This window comes from Paraburkholderia kirstenboschensis (assembly GCF_032806925.1).
Classification (GTDB): domain Bacteria; phylum Pseudomonadota; class Gammaproteobacteria; order Burkholderiales; family Burkholderiaceae; genus Paraburkholderia; species Paraburkholderia kirstenboschensis.
Genome location: NZ_CP136511.1, coordinates 1,730,810 through 1,750,662, shown reverse-complemented (window position 1 = coordinate 1,750,662; position 19,853 = coordinate 1,730,810). Strand labels below are relative to the sequence as shown.

Genomic DNA, 19,853 nt, shown 5'->3' with positions numbered 1-19,853 from the left:
GTCAGTTCGTCATGAGTGAAGGAAGATTCAGCGCCGCCGCCAGTTCTCGCTCTGAGCGCACGATCTGGGCTGCGGGATGAAAGAGCGCGGCGCCGGCATCGTCGAGTGGCCATGCGAGCACGCGCATGCCTGCGGCAATTGCCGCGAGCGCGCCAGTCGGACTGTCTTCGACAACAATCGCCTGGTTCGGGTGCAAACGCAGCAGGTACGCCGCACGTTCGTAAGGTTCGGGTTCAGGCTTGCCGGCCCTCACGTCGTTCGCGCTCACGCTGACGAGTTGCGGGTCCTGCAAATCGAGCGCGTTCAGATTCGCTTCGAGCAGCATGCGCGACGAGTTCGACACAATGGCCTGTGCTAAGCCGGCTCGCTTCGCCGCGCGATAAACGTTCCGCGCGCCGGGTCGTGGTTCAAGTGACCGCGCGCCCTCGATATAGCAGCGAGCGCGGAACGCGGACCACGCGGCGAGATCTGTGGACAGCCCGAACCGTTCGCAACACAACGCATGCACTTCGCGGCCAGTCTTGCCAAAAATCAGTGGGTGCAGCTCGTCGCCCGCTTCCACGCCGTGATGTGCGAGGACGAGTATGAGCGTGCGCAGATGCAACGCTTCACTGTCGGCGAGCGTGCCGTCCATATCCCAGAGGATTGCTTTGAAATCACGATTGACAGTCATGCGTTGTCCAGAGAGAGCCTGTCGAGATCGTCGTAGAACTGCTGTGAGTGCAGGTACAGACGTTCGAAAATGGGCATCATGCGGTCGTAAACATCGCTCGCGTTAGGGTCCGGTTGAACTTCTCGCTCGAAACGCACCAGTGCCTTGACCGCGTCGCCGATGTTCGCAAACTGGCCGTGCGCGGTCGCCGCAAGGATCGCGCAACCCATCACGCCGCATTCCACTTCAGCCGGCACGAGAATCGGCGTGCGATACATACTCGCCTTGATGTCGAGCCACAGTGCCGCTTTGGCACCGCCGCTTGCAGCGACCAGGCGGTCTATCGGCGCTGCTGGCGACTGAAGCAGCGCAATATGCCGGCGCACGCCAAACGCGACGCCTTCGAGTACTGCACGATGCAAATGCGAGAGATCATGCCTGGCCGCAATGCCGAAGAATTGCGCGCGCGAATTCGAATGTTCGCCGAGTCTTTCTCCCGTCAGATACGGCAGGAAAAACAGTCCCTCCGATCCGACCGGCGCGCTTGCTGCCTTTTGCGCAACAGCGTCGTACGACAGGCTGTTTTCGTGAAACGCGCGACGCGCCCAGCGCATCGCATCGCCGCCTGAATCGAGCAGCATGAAGCGGCCCCACAAGCCTTCACAGGTGGCCAGGTTCGACACCTCGGGATGCAGCATCGGTGTGTCTGCGATCACCGTGATGATCGATGACGTACCCGTGATGTCGGACGCAAGTCCGGGCGCGTACACGCCAGAGCCGAGCACCGACACCGGGTAGTCTGCGCCGCCCACCAGCACAGGCGTGCCTTCGCGCAGCCCCGTTGCGGCTGCCGCAGTCTTCGTGACGCTGCCAAGAAGATCGAGCGGCGCACGGATCGCGGGGAGCTTGCGCCCATCCAGGCCGAGCCCATCCAGCATCGTCTGTGACCACGTGCGTGTAACCGGGTCCATCAGGAAGCTTGTGGATGCGTCCGACCAGTCACATGCGCGCTCACCGGTCAGGCGAAAGTTCACATAGTCCTTCGGCATGAACACAGTGGTGGCGCGCTCATAGGCGTCAGGCTCATGCTCCTTGATCCACTGCAATTTGAAGCCAGGCCAGGCCGGCGTGGCGGGGTTCGCCGTCCGTGCGAGGTACGACGAGGCGTCGTGCCGCGAGCGAAAGGCCTCGACCTGAGCAAGTGCGCGCTTGTCGTTCCAGAGCGGCGCGGCTTCGCGGGTGAGTTCGCCGTTGGCATCAATCAGCACCGTGCCATGCATCTGACCGCATGCGCATACGGCCGCGATATGGGCCGCTGCGTTCGGCACGCTGTCGAGCACTTCGCGGATGGCGTGCACGGCCCCAGTCCACCAGTCGGCTGGACGCTGTTCGGACCAGCCGTAACGTGGCACGATCTGCTCGTGCTCGCGCGCCGCCAGGCTTCCGATTACGCCACGCGAATCGACCAGCGCGGCGCGTACGCTGCCGGTGCCGACATCAATGGCAAGGTAAAACGTCTCCATTATTGTTTTGCTCATCCTTGGGGTTTGGGGATCATCGCAGCCCGGGTCACGTCAACGCATGCACGAGTTCGGGAACCGAGCTGAACAGATCGCCCACGATACCGTAATCGGCGACGCTGAAAATCGGCGCTTCCGGGTCCTTGTTGATCGCCACGATCACCTTCGAGTCCTTCATGCCGGCCAGATGCTGGATCGCTCCCGAGATGCCGACCGCGACATACAGTTGCGGCGCGACGATCTTGCCCGTCTGTCCGACCTGATAGTCGTTCGGAACGAAGCCAGCATCGACTGCGGCACGTGATGCGCCGAGCGCCGCGTTGAGCCTGTCAGCCAGTGGCCCGAGCACCTTGGTGTAGTTCTCGCCGCTGCCCAGACCACGCCCGCCCGACACGATGATCGCTGCCGAAGTCAGTTCCGGACGGTCCAGCTTCGTCACTTCGCTGCTCACCAACTGCGACAGTCCGCTGTCGGCTGCGGCTTCGATCTTCTCGACCGTTGCGGTGCCGCCCTCTGCTGCCACGGGGTCGAAACCGGTTGCACGCACCGTGATGACCTTGATCGGGTCTTGGGACTGAACCGTTGCGGTAGCGTTGCCTGCGTAGATGGGACGCACGAAGGTGTCAGCACTGTCTACTGCGGTGATGTCGCTGATCTGCGCGACATCCAGCTTCGCTGCAATACGCGGGGCGATGTTCTTGCCGTAAGCGGTTGCCGGCGCGAGGATGTGCGAGTAGTCCTTCGCAATGTTCAGCACGGTGGCTTCGACATTTTCTGCGAGGCCTGCTTTGAGATGCGGCGCGTCGGCCAGCAACACCTTTGAAACGCCTGCAACCTTCGCTGCCCCATCCGCTGCGCCTCGGGCGTTGTGACCCGCGACCAGCACGTGCACGTCACCACCAACGAGTTTGCCAACCTCAGCCGCCGCAGCGACCGTATTCAACGTCGACGCCTTCAGCGACGCGTTGTCATGTTCCGCAATTACCAGAATCGTCATTTCGTCCGCCTCCTCACAGCACCTTGGCTTCGGTCTTCAGCTTCTCGACCAGCGTCTTCACGTCAGCGACCTTTACGCCGGCGCTACGCTTCGCCGGCTCGGCCACCTTCAGCGTCTTCAGGCGCGGCGTCACATCCACGCCGAGGTCTGCAGGCCTGATCGTCTCCAGCGGCTTCTTCTTCGCCTTCATGATGTTCGGCAGCGTCACGTAACGCGGCTCGTTCAGGCGCAGATCGGTCGTGACGACTGCGGGCAAAGTGAGCGACAGCGTTTCCGCGCCACCATCCACTTCACGCGAAACTGTCGCCTTGCCGTCAGCCACCACCACCTTCGACGCAAACGTCGCCTGCGGCATATTCGCCAGCGCAGCCAGCATCTGACCGGTCTGGTTCGAATCGTCGTCAATGGCCTGCTTGCCGAGGATGACGAGCGATGGCTGTTCCTTGTCGACCAGCGCCTTCAGCAGCTTGGCGACAGCCAGCGGCTGCAGTTCTTCCGAAGACTCGATCTGGATGGCGCGATCCGCGCCAATCGCCAGCGCCGTGCGCAGCGTTTCCTGCGATTGCGTCACGCCTGCCGAAACCGCAATGACTTCGGTCGCCACGCCCGCTTCCTTCAGACGCACCGCCTCTTCCACGGCGATCTCGTCGAACGGGTTCATCGACATCTTCACATTGGCAATGTCGACGCCTGTGCCGTCCGACTTTACGCGGACCTTCACGTTGTAATCGACCACTCGCTTCACTGCCACCAGAACCTTCATCATGGATTTCCTGTCTTGACCAGCCGCCACGCACGCTGCGTCTGAGCGCGGAAGAGTTCACATGCGCCATGCCGTTCAACAGCAATGCGTGCGTCGATCTCCTCGGGCGAGATGGTGTTGAAATCGAATAAGCCATAGTGATGCGCGACCATCACTGGCACGTGTGCTTCCTTCATCAGCTCAACGGCTTCGTCAAGCGTGAAATTTCCCGGCACACCGTTACCGCTGCGCGCTTCGTCGCGGCCATTTACCGGTAGCAAAGCAACATCCGGTTGCCGCTCTGCGATACGTCCCGCCAGTTCAGCGTACGGCACGCAATCGCCCGAATGATAGAGACGCACGCCGCAAGCCTCGATCACGTAGCCGAGCCATGGATGCTGGCCCTTGTCGTCCGCCTCGAGCGTTTCATGTGCGGACGCGATCGGCGACACCAAGCAGTCGTCCCGCACCTGCACGCGCATTCCCGCATTCACTGGAATCAGGCGGTCCATGCCGACACCGCAGCGCTTGATTGCTTCGTCCACCGAAGCCGCCGGCACCACAAATCGCAGCGCCGGAAAGCGCCGTGCGAGCGGCTGCAGCGTGCCCGGGTCCATGTGATCGGTGTGACGATGCGTGCACAGCACCAGATCAAGCCGGTCCAGATCGTCCGGTGCAAGCGGCGCAGGCAGCATCCGGACATGCGGATAGCGCGTGCCGCGATATTTTTCGGCGAGCGAATCGGACAGGTACGGGTCGATCAACATGCGAAAGCCCTCGCAGTCGATCACAAAACCCGCTTGCCCGAGCCAGTAAAGCACCACTTGTCTGGTAAGCGGCGCACGGGTGTGATCCGCGAGACGCTCCGCCAGCGTCGCGGCGAATTCATCCACACTAATGCGGACTGCGCCTTGCGTGGCGGCTGACCCCGTAACGGACGGCATGCTCACCAGCACACATAGCCGCCATCAGCCAGCACAATCGAGCCGGTCATCAGGCTTGCGGCTTCACTGGCGAGAAACAGTACCACCGACGCCACTTCGTCCACGCGTCCTAGCCGGTTCATCGGCGTGCCGCCGACCCAGTGGCGGTACATCTCCTTGTCCTCATAGACGTACCTGTTCATTTCGGTGTCGATGTACGTCGGCGCCACCGCATTCACACGAACGCCGCGTGCGCCCCATTCCGCCGCCAGCGACTTCGTTAGATGATGCACGGCCGCTTTGGATGCGTTGTAGTTCGCCTGCTCCTGCGGCCGGTTGACGATAAAACCGGACATGGACCCGACATTCACGATGCTGCCCGCGCCGCGCTCCAGCATGCCTTTGCCGAAGGCGCGGCAACTCCAGAACACGCCGTTCAGATTGACGTCGATCACCTTGTTCCAGACCTCATCGGTCATCGTTTCAGCCGGATGATTCGAGATCGCAATGCCCGCGTTATTGACCAGCACGTCGACGCGGCCGTGCCGAGCAACCACGGCGTCGTTCACGCGTTGCGCGCCCTTCGGGTCCGTCACGTCGAGCAGTTCGCTTTCGACGCACAAGCCACGCGCGCTCAGCTTGCTCACCGCCTCGTCGAGCAATGCCGCATTCATGTCAGTCAGCACGACGAGCGCGCCCGCTTCAGCCAGTGCTTCGCCGATTGCGAGGCCGATGCCGCGCGCCGCGCCGGTGACGACAGCGATCTTGTCGTCAAGCTTGAATTTGTCCAGATACATCGATCGATCCTTCGCGTGTTTCAGGTGTTGAATGCCGGAATGCCCGCTCGGTCCCGCTCAGACAGCCGGACGCGAGGGAGCCGGTTTGCCCGCTTCGGCTGCGATCCGGCAGATTTCGTCAAAAGCCGGCCCACGTGACGGAATATCGACATGAAACACCTCGGCGATCACGCGTGTCCAGCCATAGATGAAGTAGGTCCAACCATCTTCGATCTGCAATTGCTTCGCCCTCTGCTGCGCCCGTGCCTGATCGAGAAAGATCAGGTCGCCGCGATAGTTCAGGTCCCACACCACTGCTTGTTGCGGGAACTGCGCTGCATTGCTGAGCGGCGAGCCCGGTGCGTCCTTGCCAAGTCCAGTGGCATTGATCACCAGTGCGCCTGGCGAGAGTCGCGCCAGCACAGCGTCGTTATCTTCCGGACGCGGCGCAACGACATATTCACACGGAATGCCCGCGGCCAGCTCACGATGGATGCGTTCGATTTCCTCGAGGCGCGCCGCCGACCGGTTCGACACGATCACTTTCGAAGGACGATTCGCGCCACGGCTTTGCTGCATCAGATGCCATGTCAGCGCAATGGTGGAACCGCCCGCACCCATCGAGAACACTTCCGCGCCAGTCCGCGCGAAGTACTGTTCCGGCAAAAATCCGTCGAGCGCAAAGCCGGACGTAATCGGGTCTTTTGCGTGGCAGACGAACCTGCCGTCGCGTTTGGACAGGCAGCTGGTCTCGCCCATCATCAATGCATGCGGGTCAATCTCGTCGAACAGATCGCGACATGCGGCATAAAGATCAATTTTGTGCGTCGTGACCAGCGCGCCGAGCGATAAAGGATCGTTGCGCAAAAACTCAACCGCCTCGCAATACGCCTGCGGCGACGAATGTGGTTTGAAATCGATGCCCTTCATCTCGACATCGCCGAGCCCCAGATGCTTCGCCCACGCCGGAAAAACCCGCATGATCGAGCTTTGCGCCGTCGTAACGCCAATGAAATAAAAAGTCGGGCGTTGTGCCGGTTGATAGCTCATGGCGTCACTCCTTCGCCGCTCTTTGCGCGGGTAACCAGCATGTTTACTTCGTTTTCCGAACGTTCCCGATATGCCGGGTTCGGTTCACTGCGCCAGCCGCCGTTGCCGTCATCGACAATCCGCAACCGCATACCGTTCGATTTTTCGATGATTGCGTAATCCTGCCCCGAGTCCGCCGGATAACAGAACAGCATCACGAAGTCGCTCGTGCCAAAGTTCACTGACCGGTGAATCCAGCGCGGCGGCACATAGCACACCGTGTTCGCGCGAATTTCAACAATACGCGTTTCGCCGTCCGGCGACTCCATCAGCATGAGCCCCTCGCCCTTTAGTCCGAAGTACAACTCAGGCCGATCGATGTTCGCGTGAATGTGACCACGCGTCATGTAGTACTCGTCACCCACCTTGCCGGGACTCATGCGCGTGACGCCCGTAATCAGGTCGCCCGGTTGGTCGCTCGGACGGTGATCGGTTACGTCGTACACGACATCGTTGCCATGCGACGATGCGAGCGCACTGAACGCGATCGTATCGGAATACATACCGTCGAGGTCCGCGAGGCGCTTCTGATAACGCGTGCCAGTGCCGTCCATGAGGCCGGTCTCGAGGTTTACGTCGAATGAGCGCGGTTCAGGCCATTCCATGAAATCCATCTCCAATGTGTAATCGTGTCAGGCTAAGTATAACGTTAACTTTAGTAACGTTAAAGTTTGACATATGTTCTTTCATTGGGGTTTTCCCCAAACAAATTGAGGTTTACTCGCTATTATTGATAGTGTTACTATCGTTCACGTTTAAGCAAATTCAAGATTGGAGGCGCGGTGACGGGTCGTGCTGAAAATGTCCAGAAGACCGTCAGCATCCCCATCCAGCCCACGACATTCGTCTTCGGAGACATTCGATGCAGGACACAGCAACACCCGCCGCTGCCGCCCTTACCTCTGAGCAAAGCGCCCGGGCGGTCGGCGCCTTGCGCGACACATTGGGCGCTGACGTCGTTGTCTTGCCCGCCGAATTCGCAGGACGCAAACACGCGGACTGGAGTCGCACGCCAAGCGCCGATCCAGTCGCGCTGATCCGGCCGCGCACCACCGAACATGTCGCGACCGCCATGAAAATCTGCCATCAGTACGGGCAGCCGGTAGTCACGCAAGGTGGACTGACAGGGCTCGCAGGCGGCGCCTGCATTCTCGGCGGGGAAGTGGCGTTGACCCTGGAACGGATGAACGGCATCGAAAGCATCGACACGGTGGGTGCGGCCATGACCGTGCTCGCGGGTACACCCTTGCAAACCGTGCAGGAGGCCGCGGACGCGGCTGGCTTTATGTTCCCGCTCGACCTCGGTGCGCGCGGCAGTTGCACGATAGGCGGCAATCTGGCAACCAATGCGGGCGGCAATCGCGTCATCAGGTACGGGATGATGCGCGAGCAGGTGCTTGACGTTGAAGCAGTGCTGGCTGACGGCAGCGTGGTCGGCGGCCTGCGCAAGATGATCAAGAACAACACTGGCTACGACCTGCGCAATCTGTTGATTGGCAGCGAAGGCACGCTCGCCATCATCACAAGGGCGGTGTTGCGGCTTCGTCCAAAGCCGCACGCCGTATCGACCGCATGGTGCGGCCTGCCCAACTACGACGCCGTCACCACACTATTGCGCGAGGCGCAGGAACGTTTGCCCGCAGGCGTATCCGCGTTCGAGGTGATGTGGCCGGGCTATTACGATTTCGTGCTGCAACGTCTGCACGAATTGCGTGCGCCGCTCGAGGGCAGGCACGCATACTACGTGCTGCTCGAAAGCAACGGCGCCGACCCTGAACGCCAGGCAGCGGCGTTCGAAGACTTCCTCGCGGACATGCTCGAGAGCGGCGTGATTGCCGACGCGGCGCTCGCTTCATCCGAAGCCGACGCGGCCGCATTCTGGGCGATTCGCGACGCACCCGGCGAGTATCCGCGCCTGATTCCGGGTCGCGTTTCTTTTGACGTGAGCTTTTCGATCACCGACGTCGGCGAGGCCGCGAACCGCTGCGAAGCGCGCTTACGTGCGCGCTGGCCGAACGCCACCATTCTGGTTTATGGCCACCTGGGCGACGGCAATCTGCACATCGTCGTGCACGAACCCGACTGGCCGCCCACGACGGCGCCGGAGGTTCAGCAGGTCGTCTACGGCGTGACCGGCGAAATGGGCGGTTCCGTCTCAGCCGAACACGGCATTGGGCTGAAGAAGCTCAAGGTGCTGGCACTGTCACGCACACCTGCAGAACTCGCCGCCATGCGCGCCGTCAAGGCCGCTCTCGACCCGTTGAGCCTGTTGAATCCCGGCAAGCTAATCCCGCCTTGACACCGCACCCAAGCTTTTCCCATTTTAATCACTCGCGTAACACCCAAAACGAAGGAGGAGACATGACGCATTTCGTGAAGCAGGTACTCAGTGGCGTGGCATTGGCCGTCGCGGCAGCGGTAGCAGCCAACCCTGCCCTGGCCGCTGACAAGATCAAGGTCGGCATTTCGATGAAGGTGCTCAACGCGCCGTACTTCGCCGCCGCAATGGAATCGGCCAAGGCACGCGCCACCGAACTCGGCGAGGATGTGATCGTCGCCGATGCGCAAGGCAAGATGGGTAAGCAGATCTCCGACATCGAAGATCTGGTGACACGCGGCATTAAGGTGTTGATCATCGATCCGGCTGACCCCAAGGGGCTCGTCAACGCCGTCAATGCGGCCACGGCTGCCGGTGTGAAAGTGGTCGTGATCGACAGCACGCTCGATCCGAAAGCCAACTATCTGACGCTGGTGCAATCGTCCAACCGTGAAAATGGATCGCTCGTCGGTCAGTGGGTGGTCGACACGATGGGCGACAAGCCTCTGAAAATCGCGCTGATTTCCGGCGAAAAGGGTAATCCGGTCGGCAAGGAACGTCGCGACGGCGTGCTTGAAGGGATCATGGAAGCGCAGCTCGCCAAGACCGGTAAGGTCAACGTGCAGGTGGTAGGCCAAGGCTGGGGCAACTGGTCAGATGAAGGCGGCCTGAAGGCGATGGAAGATCTGCTCGTCGCGAACAAGGACATCAACATGGTGCTCGGCGAAAACGACAGCATGGTGCTGGGCGCACGCCGCGCGATCGAAAGCGCGAACCGCCATGGCATCACGCTGGTCGCTGCTGCCGACGGTCAAAAGGAAGCGCTCGCGTTGATCAAGCAGGGCAAGTACGGCGCCACTGCGCTGAACGATCCGGCGCGCGTCGCGCGGACCGCGGTGGATATCGGCGTGAAGGCCGCACAAGGTCAGGCGGTGAACGTGCCGAAGATCTCGTATACGCCGTCGGCTGTGATCAACAAGAGCAACGTCGACACTTACTACAACCCCAAGGCGATTTTCTAACGTTGCAGGTTGTGGCAGCCACGCGCCGGATTCCCGGCGCGTGTACGCACTGGAGACAGTCAAATGAGTCCGTTCATCGCTTTGGCCGGCATCGATAAACGCTTCGGCGGCATTCATGCGATCGAAGGCATCGACTTCGATGTCTTTAGTGGCGAAGTGCATGCGCTCGTCGGTGAAAACGGCGCCGGCAAATCGACGCTGATGAAGGTGATGGGCGGCGGCCATCAGCCCGACGCCGGTACCATCCACGTCGAAGGCCGCGAGATGAGCTTTCGCAATCCGCATGCGTCATTGGCCGAAGGCATCGCGGTGATCCACCAGGAAACCGCGTTGGCGCCGGATCTATCCGTCGCGGAGAACGTGTTTCTTGGCGCGATGCCGGCCGTGCTCGACTGGCGCGCGCTGCGTGAAAAAGCACGTGAACTGATTGCGAGCCTCGGTTTCGATATCGATCCGGCCGCGCTGGTCGAAACCATGTCAGCCGCGCAATGCCAGGTGATCGAAATTGCCAAAGCGTTGAGCGGCACACTCAAACTGCTGGTGCTTGATGAACCGACCGCGGCGCTGGCGCCATCGGATGCTTACCGTTTACTCGATATCGTGCGTGATCTCAAGTCGCGCGGCGTGGGCGTCGTGTATATCTCGCACCGGCTTGAAGAAGTGTTCGCCATTGCGGACCGCATCACCGTATTGAAGGACGGTCGTCGCGTCGATACCGTGAAGCCCGCTGACATCACGCGTGACGAGCTGATTCGTAAAATGGTAGGGCGCCCCCTCTCCGTGCTGTTTCCGGAGCGTCACGCAACGAAAGGCGCCGAGGTACTGAAGGTCACGAAACTCTCGCGCGGCAAGGCGGTACGGGACGTCTCGTTCGATCTGAAAGCGGGAGAAGTGGTCGGCCTCGGTGGCCTGATCGGCTCAGGCCGCACAGAAGTGGCACGCCTGATTTTTGGCGCTGACCAACGCGACGCCGGCACGATCGAACTCAAGCAGAAGAAGCTCAACATCCGCTCGCCGATGGCAGCCGTTCGCGCCGGTATCGGCTTCGTGCCCGAGGACCGCAAGGGCCAAGGTGCCGTGCTTTCCATGCCGATCCGCATCAACGCCACACTTGCGGCGTTGAAGTCGGTCAGCGGTCTATTTGGCATACTCGCGTTTCGCCGCGAACGTGCCTACGTAACGAAGCTGATGGAGTCGCTGCGCATCAAGGCACGTTCAATGGATGCGGACGTCGCCACACTGTCCGGCGGCAACCAGCAAAAAGTGGTACTCGCCAAATGGTTTCATGCGGATGGCGACCTGATCATTCTCGACGAGCCGACCCGTGGTGTCGACGTCGGCGCCAAAGTCGAAATCTATACGTTGATCAATCAGCTCGCGGAGCGCGGCAAGGCCGTCCTCGTGATTTCCTCCGATCACCAGGAGCTGATGGGCCTGTGCGACCGGATTCTCGTGATGGGCGAAGGCCGCATCCGCGGCCAGCTCGATCCTGACGACTACAGCGAGGAACGCATCCTGTCGCTGTCCTTGCAGCGCGGCGACACCGGCAGCCATGCCCTCACCGCTACGCTTTCACACTAAGACATTCGGAGACTCACATCATGAATTCCAGCGCCGTTACGCCGGACGCGCACGGGTCGAGCTCAGGCCGCGCACACCTGAAGCAATGGTGGTCGGTCGCGCGCCGCTTCAACACAGTCGCGATTCTGGTCGTGCTCGGGATCGCCGCCTCGTTCGTATCTGATGACTTCCTGTCGGTGTCGAATCTGGCCAACATCTCGAGGCAGGTGGCGGGCGTCGGCATCATGTCGGTCGGCATGCTACTGGTCGTGCTGACGGGTGGCATCGATTTGTCGGTCGGCTCGGTCGCGGCGCTCGGCAGCGTCCTGTCGGCCATGCTGATTCCCGAGCATGGACTCGTCTTTGCGCTGTGCGGCGCCCTGCTGGTCGGCGCGCTGTGTGGTCTCGTGTCGGGCGTGCTGGTTGCATGGTCGAGGCTCACGCCGTTCGTCGTCACGCTGGCCATGATGACGGTGGCGCGCGGCATTGCGATGATCGTGTCGAACGGCTCGCCCATTCTCGTCGATGATCCGGGCCAGGCGCTGCTCGATTTCGGCCGTCATGCGTATTTCGGCATTCCCGGTCCCACGCTCGTCACGCTGATCGCCTTCATCGCTGGCGGCTTCGCCTTAAACCGGTTACGCGCTGGACGTATCGTGCGGGCGATCGGGTCGAATGAAGAAGCGGTGCGTCTGTCAGGCGTGCCGGTTGTACGGCATGTCCTCGGCACCTATGTGGCCTCGGGCATGCTGGCGGCGCTGGCCGGCATCATCTCGACGTCACGTGCAGGGGTCGGTGCGCCGACGGTCGGCGTGGGCGACGAGCTGACCGTGATTGCGGCCGTCGTGATTGGTGGCGCGAGTCTCGCGGGCGGCAAAGGCGGCGCGCTGAATACACTGATGGGCGTGCTGATTCTCGGGGTGATCGGCAACATCATGAATCTGGCCAGTGTGCCCGGTTACCATCAGCAGGTGGTGATGGGCGTGATCATTGTCGCCGCCGTGTTGTCGCAGCGCGGCGCGCGTTTGTGGCGCCGCTAGTTCTTCCGATACACTTTGATATTGAACCTTTCCCGCGGGGCGTCATTCTTGGCGTCCGCGCTTATCCTGCGAAGGAACGTTCAGTGTCCGATTACAACATCCTCGAACTGATCGACCGCGCCCGGCCGGACCTGCGGCGCGGCAGCCGTCAGGTGGCCGAATACATCCTCGCGAATCTTGCTTCGATTGCTGATATCAGTCTTGCCGAACTGGCCCGCCTTGCTCAGGTCAGCGAGCCGACGGTGCTGCGTTTCTGTACAACCATCGGTTGCAGTGGTTTTCGTGAGTTCAAGATTCGCGTGGTGAAGAGTCTCGCACTTGGCGCACCTGCGGCGCATTCAGTGCTGGTGGGCGGCGACGATCCGGAAACCGTCGCGACCAAGATTTTTGACTATACGATCACGAGTCTCGACTGGGCGCGTAAGAAGCTTGATTTTGCGGCCATTGGGCGCGCGGTCAACGTGTTGTCCGCAGCAAACCGCATTGAGTTTTTCGGCTTTGGCGCGTCGGGTATTGTTGCACTGGATGCCCAGCAGAAATTCCCCCTGTTCGGCGTGCCCTGCGTCGCTCATCAGGATTCGCACCAGCAATTTATCGCCGCGTCGATGCTCAAGCCTGGCGACGCCGTGGTCGCGATTTCGAACACTGGCGCAACACGCTCTCTTGTAGAGGTTGTTCGCACTGCGCGCGAGCGCGGCGCGAGCGTGGTCGTCATCACCGGTTCGGAAAGCCCGATCACGCGTTACGCGGATGTCGCCGTGATCGCACAGACGCTGGAAAACACTGATGTCTACACGCCGACCACATCGCGGCTTGCGGCGCTGGTCATCATAGATATTCTCTCGACAAGTGTAGCGTTGCGCAAGGGCGATCAGCATACGCGCGACGTTCTGCACATGAAGAAGCGGCTAGCCGAAATCCGTTCATCCGGCGTAGTTTGACAGCGGGAGAAGGGCCTTTTCGTCAGTGATATAGTGGTTAGTACTGCTAGAAGCGAGTGCGATTTCTCCGGCATCACTGCCGACGGCCTCGGCCGAGTCTAGCGCCATGACCGGTGTGTCCGCCTTGATGTGATTTTCACGATGGGTTGGGACGGCCTTGTCACGTTGCCGATCACCGGACGAACCGTGCGCAGGCGAAACAATCGCTCAGAAAACAGCAGACGGATTCCGGGTGAGACCGGTGAAAAGACGCCAGGCTTCAAACCGGGTCGCGAGATGCTTTCGATAAAGCGAAGCGCGCAGCAAATGACGCTTGAGCGCGAAGTGTTGCCGGATCGGACCGAAGCACGACAGGAACGCCTGCGTGCGCCCGGGCAGGCGGAAACCACGCATACGTCGCTCGCGCTCACGTGTGGGCTGATGGCTGTTCTCTGCCCGGTTGTTGATGCGGGCTGCCGCCTTGACGAACACATGCTTCACGTTCGCCAGCTCCGGGATTTCGGCCTTTGCTGCGGGGTAACTGCGCAACTGGTCAGTGACGATCTTCTTCGGCACCTCGCGACAGGCCGCCACTACAGGTTTAAAGAATCGTTTCGCGGCGGCCTTGTCGCGCCGCTTCTGTAGCAGGATGTCGAGTTCGATGCCGTGCTGGTCGACGGCACGCCACAGCACATAAGGTTCACCGCGCAATGACACGAACACCTCATCAAGGTGCCACGTGCTGCCCGGCTGGCGGCGGGCAGTCTTCACGCGATGTGCGAAACCAGCCCCAAACTTGTCTATCCACCGCCGGATCGATTCATGGCTGACGATCACGCCACGCTCGAACAGCAACTCCTCGATATCGCGCAGGCTGAGCTGGAACCTGAAATACCAGCGTACGGCGTGGCTGATGACTGATGCCGGGAACCGGTGACCGTGATATAGCGATTTCGTTTTCTTCATCACTTCATCTTAACTGACCGCAGCGCCAACGTGACAAAGCCCCGTTGGTTTCTCTTCGTCGTCTTCAAGGTTCCTTTGTCGGCATTACCGCGAGCTCAGCCTCCGAGTGTTCCCCTGATCCGACTGTCCAAATTTGCGCGGCCACCTCTTTATGCCGAGCCGCAGTGCTCTTCCAACTTCTCGTTTCTGCACGGTGTCTCGCATGCGGAAGAACTGTCGGCGCGCGCTGCGCACTTCGGATACGAAGTGGTCGCGGTCACCGACGAATGTCGCTCATCGGTATCGTGCGCGCCCATGTCGCCGCGAAAGCGGGAGGGCACGAACAGCTTGCTCACCCGAGCATGGACCGACGTGAATCGTTGTAGATGACGCGCCGACATGAAGCTCCGCATCACCTTCTCGAGCACGCGTGTGTGCTGGTGCGAATTCTCCGCCCGGTTGTTCAGTCCGTTGTGCTGCCGATGCTCGACGTTCGGGCCCAGTTCGTTGTTCGCCGCCGCGTAGCTGCGCAGCTTGTCCGTTACGATCACTTGTCGCTGCGCCACACCGAACTAACTTCGTCGCCCAGCACCGCACCGTTTCGTAGATAAGCTCGATTCCGTGCCGCCAGCATCTCCTCAACCCTGCGCAGGCTGAGCGCGAATCGGTATTACAGCCAAACCGCTTACCTAATGATTTCCCACGAAAATCGAAGGCCTTGAACGAAATCGGCGCCTCGGCCCACGGCAAAATGGAGACACAAGCTTTCTTCATGCCCCATTAGATTCGTCGACCCCGGCGTCAACTTGACCATACCATCAGGACTGCTCAAAGCCGATCACAGGCCTTTAGCCAGTTTTTTTCCGAATGTTAGTCAATCTTGAATTGTCCGACCGCACTGGCCAGGTCATTCGCTTGACTTTGCAGCGTTGAGGCAGCGGCAGTAGATTCCTCAACAAGAGCGGCGTTTTGCTGCACCATCTCATCGAGTTGTGCGACGGCGCGGTTGACTTCCTGAATCCCCCGCGTCTGCTCGTCGGAAGCACTGGATATCTCTGCCATGATGGTGGTCACGCTGTTGACTGATTCCACGATCTCTTCCATCGTCGCGCCTGCTTGACGGACCTGCGCAGAGCCGGAGGCAACGCTGTCGACGGTTGCTTCGATCAGCACTTTGATTTCTTTGGCCGCCTGGGCGCTGCGCTGTGCCAGACTGCGCACCTCGCTTGCTACAACAGCGAAACCACGTCCCTGTTCGCCTGCGCGCGCTGCCTCCACTGCTGCATTCAGTGCGAGGATGTTCGTTTGAAAAGCAATGCCGTCGATGACGCCGATAATGTCGCCGATCTTGCTCGATGCGGTTTCAATCGACTCCATCGTACCGATCACGTCGGTGACAACTTCTCCGCCGCGCGCGGCGACGCCTGACGCAGACGATGACTTGCTGTTCGCCTGTTTCGCGGCGCTTGCCGAAAGAGTCACGGTGGACGTGATCTCTTCCATGGACGCGGCCGTTTGCTGAAGGCTTGCCGCTGCCGCCTCAGTGCGACCGGACAAGTCAATGTTGCCCGTGGCGATCTCGTTGGCAGCGAGCCGCACAGATTCGCTGGTGTCGCGAATCAGTTTCATGACGACCAGGAGTTTATCGACGAATTGGTTGAAGGCACGCGAGATCTGCGCAACTTCGTCGCGGCCGTCGGCAGGAAGACGCGTCGTCAGGTCGCCAGATCCCGATCCGATCGCTTCCATGGCGTCGCGAACGGTCGCAAGGTGCTTGAGCGAGACCGTTGTGACCGTGCCCATGACGACGGCTGCGACGATTACGATGAGCACGAGCGCCATGACAGCACTCATGAGCTGCGAGCGCATTCCGGCGGTCGCTTCTGCTTCGTCGAGTGCGACCACAGCATGCCAATCAGTCCCAGCAATCGGTGTGGCCTTCATCAGTTTTACTGCACCACCGACTTCAATGCGAACCGGAGTCCGCGCACCGATCAATGCGGCAAGCGAAAGATCGGGAGCGAGGTCGGTTACCGGCTTGCCGATCAACTTCGCGTCGGAATAGGCAATAATATTGCCGTTACCATCGAGCAGCATGCCAAAGCTTGCCGGTGTGGGATGGATCGAGTTGACGTTCGCGCTTACAGTTTCCAGGTTGACATTGCCACCGACGACCCCCTTAACGCCTTCAACCTCGGCGATAGGCGCTGCAAATGAGATCACTAGCTTACCGGTTCCCAGGTCAACGAAGGGTTTGCTCACGAGGGGATGTCCGTTGGCAGTAACTTCCTTGTACCAGGGGCGCGTAGTTGGATCATAGTCAGCGGGAATACCTTCGGGTGCCGAAAATTTCGCTGTCTTATCGGATCGCCCAACGAACACGTTGCTAAAATTACCCGCATGCATGATGTCGAGAAGCGACGGAAGCGGATCGGACGAGCTCGCGGATGTCTGCAAAGACTTGATCATCTGGGAACGTGTGGCGATCCAGTCGTTAATGCCGGCAACGTGGCCTGCAGACACGGCATCGAGATTTGCCGCAATGGCTTCGTCGTTATACGACTTCGCGACAAAATAATTGAGTGCTGCGTTGGCGAGCAGCGCGACGACGACGATGGTCAGGCAAGCGGCAAGAATGCGTGTGCGAATTGAAGCGAACATTGGGCGTCTCGGTTAGTGTTATAGCGAACGGCTCCCTCTTCTTAACGGCACGCCTATCGGGAAATTAAGAGACCGCTTCAAAAAGACTGCCCGTACGTCTGAAGACGTTCCAGCAGACGAGCGCGCAACCAAGTTTAAGGAATGCCTCGTGAATGTCGGCTCGACGCTCCAAGCGAATGCGAAGACGACGAAAATTGTGCAGCCATGCGTGAGTACGCTCGACCACCCAACGGAACTTGCCGAGTCCGCTGCCGTGTTCCGTACGGCGCCTGGCGATCACCGGTTCGATACCGCGCGCACGAAGCCGCTGACGATGCGGCTCGGAGTCATAGCCACGATCTGCGTAGATGAACTTTGGGCTTGCGAAGCGGTCGGCCACGTACGCCGCGAAGTGGCGGGACCGCATCGATGAGCGGCAGCAACTGGGTAACGTCGTTGCGATTCGCGCCAGTCAGGATGGCACTGATGGGGACGCCATTGGCGTCGACGAGGATGTGATGCTTCGAACCTGGTCGCGAGCGATCGGTGGGGTTCGGGCCGGTTTTTCGCCCGCCCCAACGGCTCGCACCGAGGATGAATCGACCGCTGCCCGTGAGAAATCGAGTTCGCCGGCTTCGCGTAACTTCGCAAGCAGCAGTTCGTGCAACGCGCTCCACACGCCGGCCCTTTGCCAGTCGCGCAAACGCCTCCAGCAGGTTGGCCCGGAGCCGAATCCCAGCTTGGTCGAGAGGTCGCACCAGCGTACCCCGGTCTTGAATACGAACAGGATGCCGTTCAGTGCAGCCCGGTTGGAAACCGGGAGCCGTCCTGGGCATTTCTTGCGGCGTGGCTTTGGCGGTGGCAGCAAAGGCTCTATCAATGCCCACAGTTCGTCATCAATGATCGGTGCGCCCATCCCCTTGGTTCCGGTCGTTGAGACGACCAAGGTTAACAGCTTGCCGATAAGGCAAACAGCCCCCTCGGGGTGGAATTCAGTGCAAATCAACACACTGGATTAAAAGTCCTCACTGCTCGCGCAGTTTGCGGTGCGTTGCATCGCACGGTTGGATCCGCAGCATGACGGGGACAGGTGTAGCAATGAAGCAAAGACGGCGGATCTACTACACAGACATCCGGGCACCAGCGCATGTCGCTTCTGTCCACCGCAACCTTACCGTCATGCGACGCCTAAACGAGGCGCGAGGAGGGCGACGTTCAAGCAGCAGGCCGTGGCAACACATCACACAATACCCGCCGCGATGTAAGCGGTCTTCACCGTCGTGAAGAACTCTTGCGCATAGCTGCCCTGTTCTCTCGCTCCGTAGCTGGACTTTTTGCGACCGCCGAACGGCACATGGTAGTCGACCCCGGCCGTCGGCGTGTTGATCATCACCATGCCGGCCTCGACGTTTCGCTTGAAATGGCTTGCGTACTTGAGCGACGTCGTGCAAATTCCTGCTGACAATCCAAAGCGCGTATCGTTCGCTACGGCAAGCGCCTCGTCATAATCATTGACCCGAATGACCGACGCAACGGGGCCGAACACCTCTTCCTGATTGATCGTCATGGATGGGTGCGTACCGGTCACCAATGCAGGCGCGAGAAAAAATCCTTCCGTGTCGGCATCTACACGAGCACCGCCGAACACGCTTCCGCCTTCACGCTTTGCGAGTCGAATATAACGTTCGTCCTGCGCAAGCTGCCTCGCATCGACGACCGGTCCTATGTGCGTTTGCGAATCCAGCGGGTTACCTACTTTCAGCAGCTTCATGCGTGCATGCATTGCTTCGACGAACGAGTCATGCATGCCGCTACCGACGATCAGACGACTCGATGCAGTGCAACGTTGTCCAGTTGAATAGAAAGATCCGCTGATGCAGGCTTCGACAGCGACATCCATATCAGCGTCGTCGAGCACAACCATCGGATTCTTTCCCCCCATTTCAAGCTGTACCTTTTTCCCGCTCGACACACATTTCTCGGCGACAGCTCGACCCGTCGCCGCCGAGCCCGTAAAGCTGATTGCATCGACGTTCGGAGACCGCACAAGCGCTTCGCCCACGGCCGCACCTGGTCCCATCAACAGGTTGACGACACCGGGCGGCGCCCCGGCGTCAGACAGGATTTTTACGAGCGACCATGCACATCCCGGCACCAGTTCTGCCGGCTTGATCACGACACAATTCCCATATGCAAGAGCCGGTGCAATCTTCCAGGCCGGTATTGCGATCGGGAAGTTCCACGGCGTGATGAGACCAACTACTCCTATCGGTTCCCGAGTGACCTCGACCGTCAGACCTGATCTGATCGATGCAAGTAGTTCGCCATCGGTTCGCAACGCTTCTCCAGCGAAGAACTTGAAGATCTGCCCCGCTCGCTGCACTTCGGCGGCAGCTTCCGAAAGCGTTTTGCCCTCTTCTCGCGATAGCAGCGTCGCCAGCTCCGCCTTCCGAGACAGGATGATCGAAGCCGTCTGATCTAATAAGTCAAAGCGTTCCTGTGGACCACTCTTTGACCATGAGCGGAAGGCCTCACGTGCCGCAGCGGCTGCGATCTCGGTCTGCGGCATATTGGCGTCGGCGTATTCACCGATTACATCGTTGCTATCCGACGGACTCACATTGGGTCGCCAGTGTTCGCCGGCTACCCACTCACCGTTGATCAGGTTTCTATACTGATTCATTTAACTTCGCCAAATGAAAGGAATCTT

The 19,853-nt window shown here is 60.2% G+C and carries 16 protein-coding genes and 2 pseudogenes; 5 read left to right on the top strand and 13 right to left on the bottom strand.

Translation table 11 applies throughout. The annotated features are described in order from the left end of the window. Window position 1: 1 nt before the first annotated feature. The 8 genes from RW095_RS08495 to RW095_RS08460 are packed head-to-tail and all read right to left on the bottom strand — an operon-like array spanning window position 2 to window position 7,304. Complete coding sequence (locus tag RW095_RS08495; protein ID WP_317015671.1) at window positions 2–673, bottom strand: HAD family hydrolase; 672 nt, start codon at window positions 671–673, stop codon at window positions 2–4. Then, window positions 670–2,175: a xylulokinase gene (locus tag RW095_RS08490; RefSeq protein WP_317015670.1), complete on the bottom strand. Its 1,506-nt coding sequence runs from the start codon at window positions 2,173–2,175 to the stop codon at window positions 670–672. The genes RW095_RS08495 and RW095_RS08490 overlap by 4 nt, the downstream gene beginning before the upstream one ends. A 46-nt stretch (window positions 2,176–2,221) precedes the next feature. Further along, window positions 2,222–3,169 carry an electron transfer flavoprotein subunit alpha/FixB family protein gene (locus tag RW095_RS08485; RefSeq protein ID WP_317015668.1) on the bottom strand — a complete coding sequence of 316 codons (948 nt, stop codon included), beginning with the start codon at window positions 3,167–3,169 and terminating at the stop codon, window positions 2,222–2,224. A 13-nt stretch (window positions 3,170–3,182) separates the two neighbouring features. After that, window positions 3,183–3,932 (bottom strand): electron transfer flavoprotein subunit beta/FixA family protein, encoded by a 750-nt coding sequence (locus RW095_RS08480; RefSeq protein WP_317016658.1) that lies wholly within the window; start codon window positions 3,930–3,932, stop codon window positions 3,183–3,185. Then, on the bottom strand, window positions 3,932–4,867 hold the full coding sequence (locus RW095_RS08475) for an MBL fold metallo-hydrolase (protein ID WP_317015667.1): 936 nt from the start codon (window positions 4,865–4,867) through the stop codon (window positions 3,932–3,934). The genes RW095_RS08480 and RW095_RS08475 overlap by 1 nt, the downstream gene beginning before the upstream one ends. Continuing rightward, complete coding sequence (locus RW095_RS08470) at window positions 4,858–5,631, bottom strand: SDR family NAD(P)-dependent oxidoreductase (protein WP_317015665.1); 774 nt, start codon at window positions 5,629–5,631, stop codon at window positions 4,858–4,860. The genes RW095_RS08475 and RW095_RS08470 overlap by 10 nt, the downstream gene beginning before the upstream one ends. A 57-nt stretch (window positions 5,632–5,688) precedes the next feature. Next, on the bottom strand, window positions 5,689–6,660 hold the full coding sequence (locus tag RW095_RS08465) for a shikimate dehydrogenase family protein (protein WP_317015664.1): 972 nt from the start codon (window positions 6,658–6,660) through the stop codon (window positions 5,689–5,691). Next, window positions 6,657–7,304 (bottom strand): glucose-6-phosphate isomerase, encoded by a 648-nt coding sequence (locus RW095_RS08460; protein WP_317015662.1) that lies wholly within the window; start codon window positions 7,302–7,304, stop codon window positions 6,657–6,659. Before RW095_RS08460 ends, RW095_RS08465 begins: the two co-directional genes overlap by 4 nt. 257 nt (window positions 7,305–7,561) lie before the next feature. Between RW095_RS08460 and RW095_RS08455 the strand changes: the two genes are divergently transcribed. From RW095_RS08455 to RW095_RS08435, 5 genes are all read left to right on the top strand, one after another. Continuing rightward, window positions 7,562–8,998: an FAD-binding oxidoreductase gene (locus RW095_RS08455; protein WP_317015660.1), complete on the top strand. Its 1,437-nt coding sequence runs from the start codon at window positions 7,562–7,564 to the stop codon at window positions 8,996–8,998. Window positions 8,999–9,060: 62 nt separating this feature from the next. Continuing rightward, complete coding sequence (locus tag RW095_RS08450) at window positions 9,061–10,038, top strand: substrate-binding domain-containing protein (RefSeq protein WP_317015659.1); 978 nt, start codon at window positions 9,061–9,063, stop codon at window positions 10,036–10,038. Window positions 10,039–10,101: 63 nt separating this feature from the next. Further along, window positions 10,102–11,619, top strand: coding sequence for a sugar ABC transporter ATP-binding protein (locus RW095_RS08445; RefSeq protein ID WP_317015657.1), 1,518 nt, complete (start codon window positions 10,102–10,104; stop codon window positions 11,617–11,619). Window positions 11,620–11,639: 20 nt separating this feature from the next. Next, window positions 11,640–12,638, top strand: a complete 999-nt coding sequence (locus tag RW095_RS08440; RefSeq protein WP_317015656.1) for an ABC transporter permease — start codon at window positions 11,640–11,642, stop codon at window positions 12,636–12,638. Window positions 12,639–12,721: 83 nt separating this feature from the next. Beyond that, entirely contained in the window at window positions 12,722–13,579 is an 858-nt protein-coding gene (locus RW095_RS08435; RefSeq protein ID WP_317015654.1) for a MurR/RpiR family transcriptional regulator, read from the top strand. Between the two features lie 207 nt (window positions 13,580–13,786). On the opposite strand, the gene RW095_RS08430 is transcribed toward RW095_RS08435, so the two are convergent. The 5 genes and pseudogenes from RW095_RS08430 to RW095_RS08410 all read right to left on the bottom strand — a co-directional run bounded on the left by RW095_RS08430 (window position 13,787) and on the right by RW095_RS08410 (window position 19,826). Next, entirely contained in the window at window positions 13,787–14,524 is a 738-nt protein-coding gene (locus tag RW095_RS08430) for an IS6 family transposase (RefSeq protein WP_317015653.1), read from the bottom strand. Between the two features lie 320 nt (window positions 14,525–14,844). After that, a pseudogene (locus RW095_RS41410) lies at window positions 14,845–15,057 on the bottom strand (DDE-type integrase/transposase/recombinase); the annotation flags it as partial. A 316-nt stretch (window positions 15,058–15,373) separates the two neighbouring features. After that, complete coding sequence (locus tag RW095_RS08420; RefSeq protein ID WP_317015651.1) at window positions 15,374–17,164, bottom strand: methyl-accepting chemotaxis protein; 1,791 nt, start codon at window positions 17,162–17,164, stop codon at window positions 15,374–15,376. Window positions 17,165–17,228: 64 nt separating this feature from the next. Next, a pseudogene (locus RW095_RS08415) lies at window positions 17,229–18,059 on the bottom strand (IS5 family transposase). 324 nt (window positions 18,060–18,383) lie between these two features. Then, a complete protein-coding gene (locus RW095_RS08410; protein ID WP_317015650.1) occupies window positions 18,384–19,826 on the bottom strand; it encodes an aldehyde dehydrogenase family protein in 1,443 nt (480 codons plus the stop codon). Window positions 19,827–19,853: the final 27 nt, after the last annotated feature.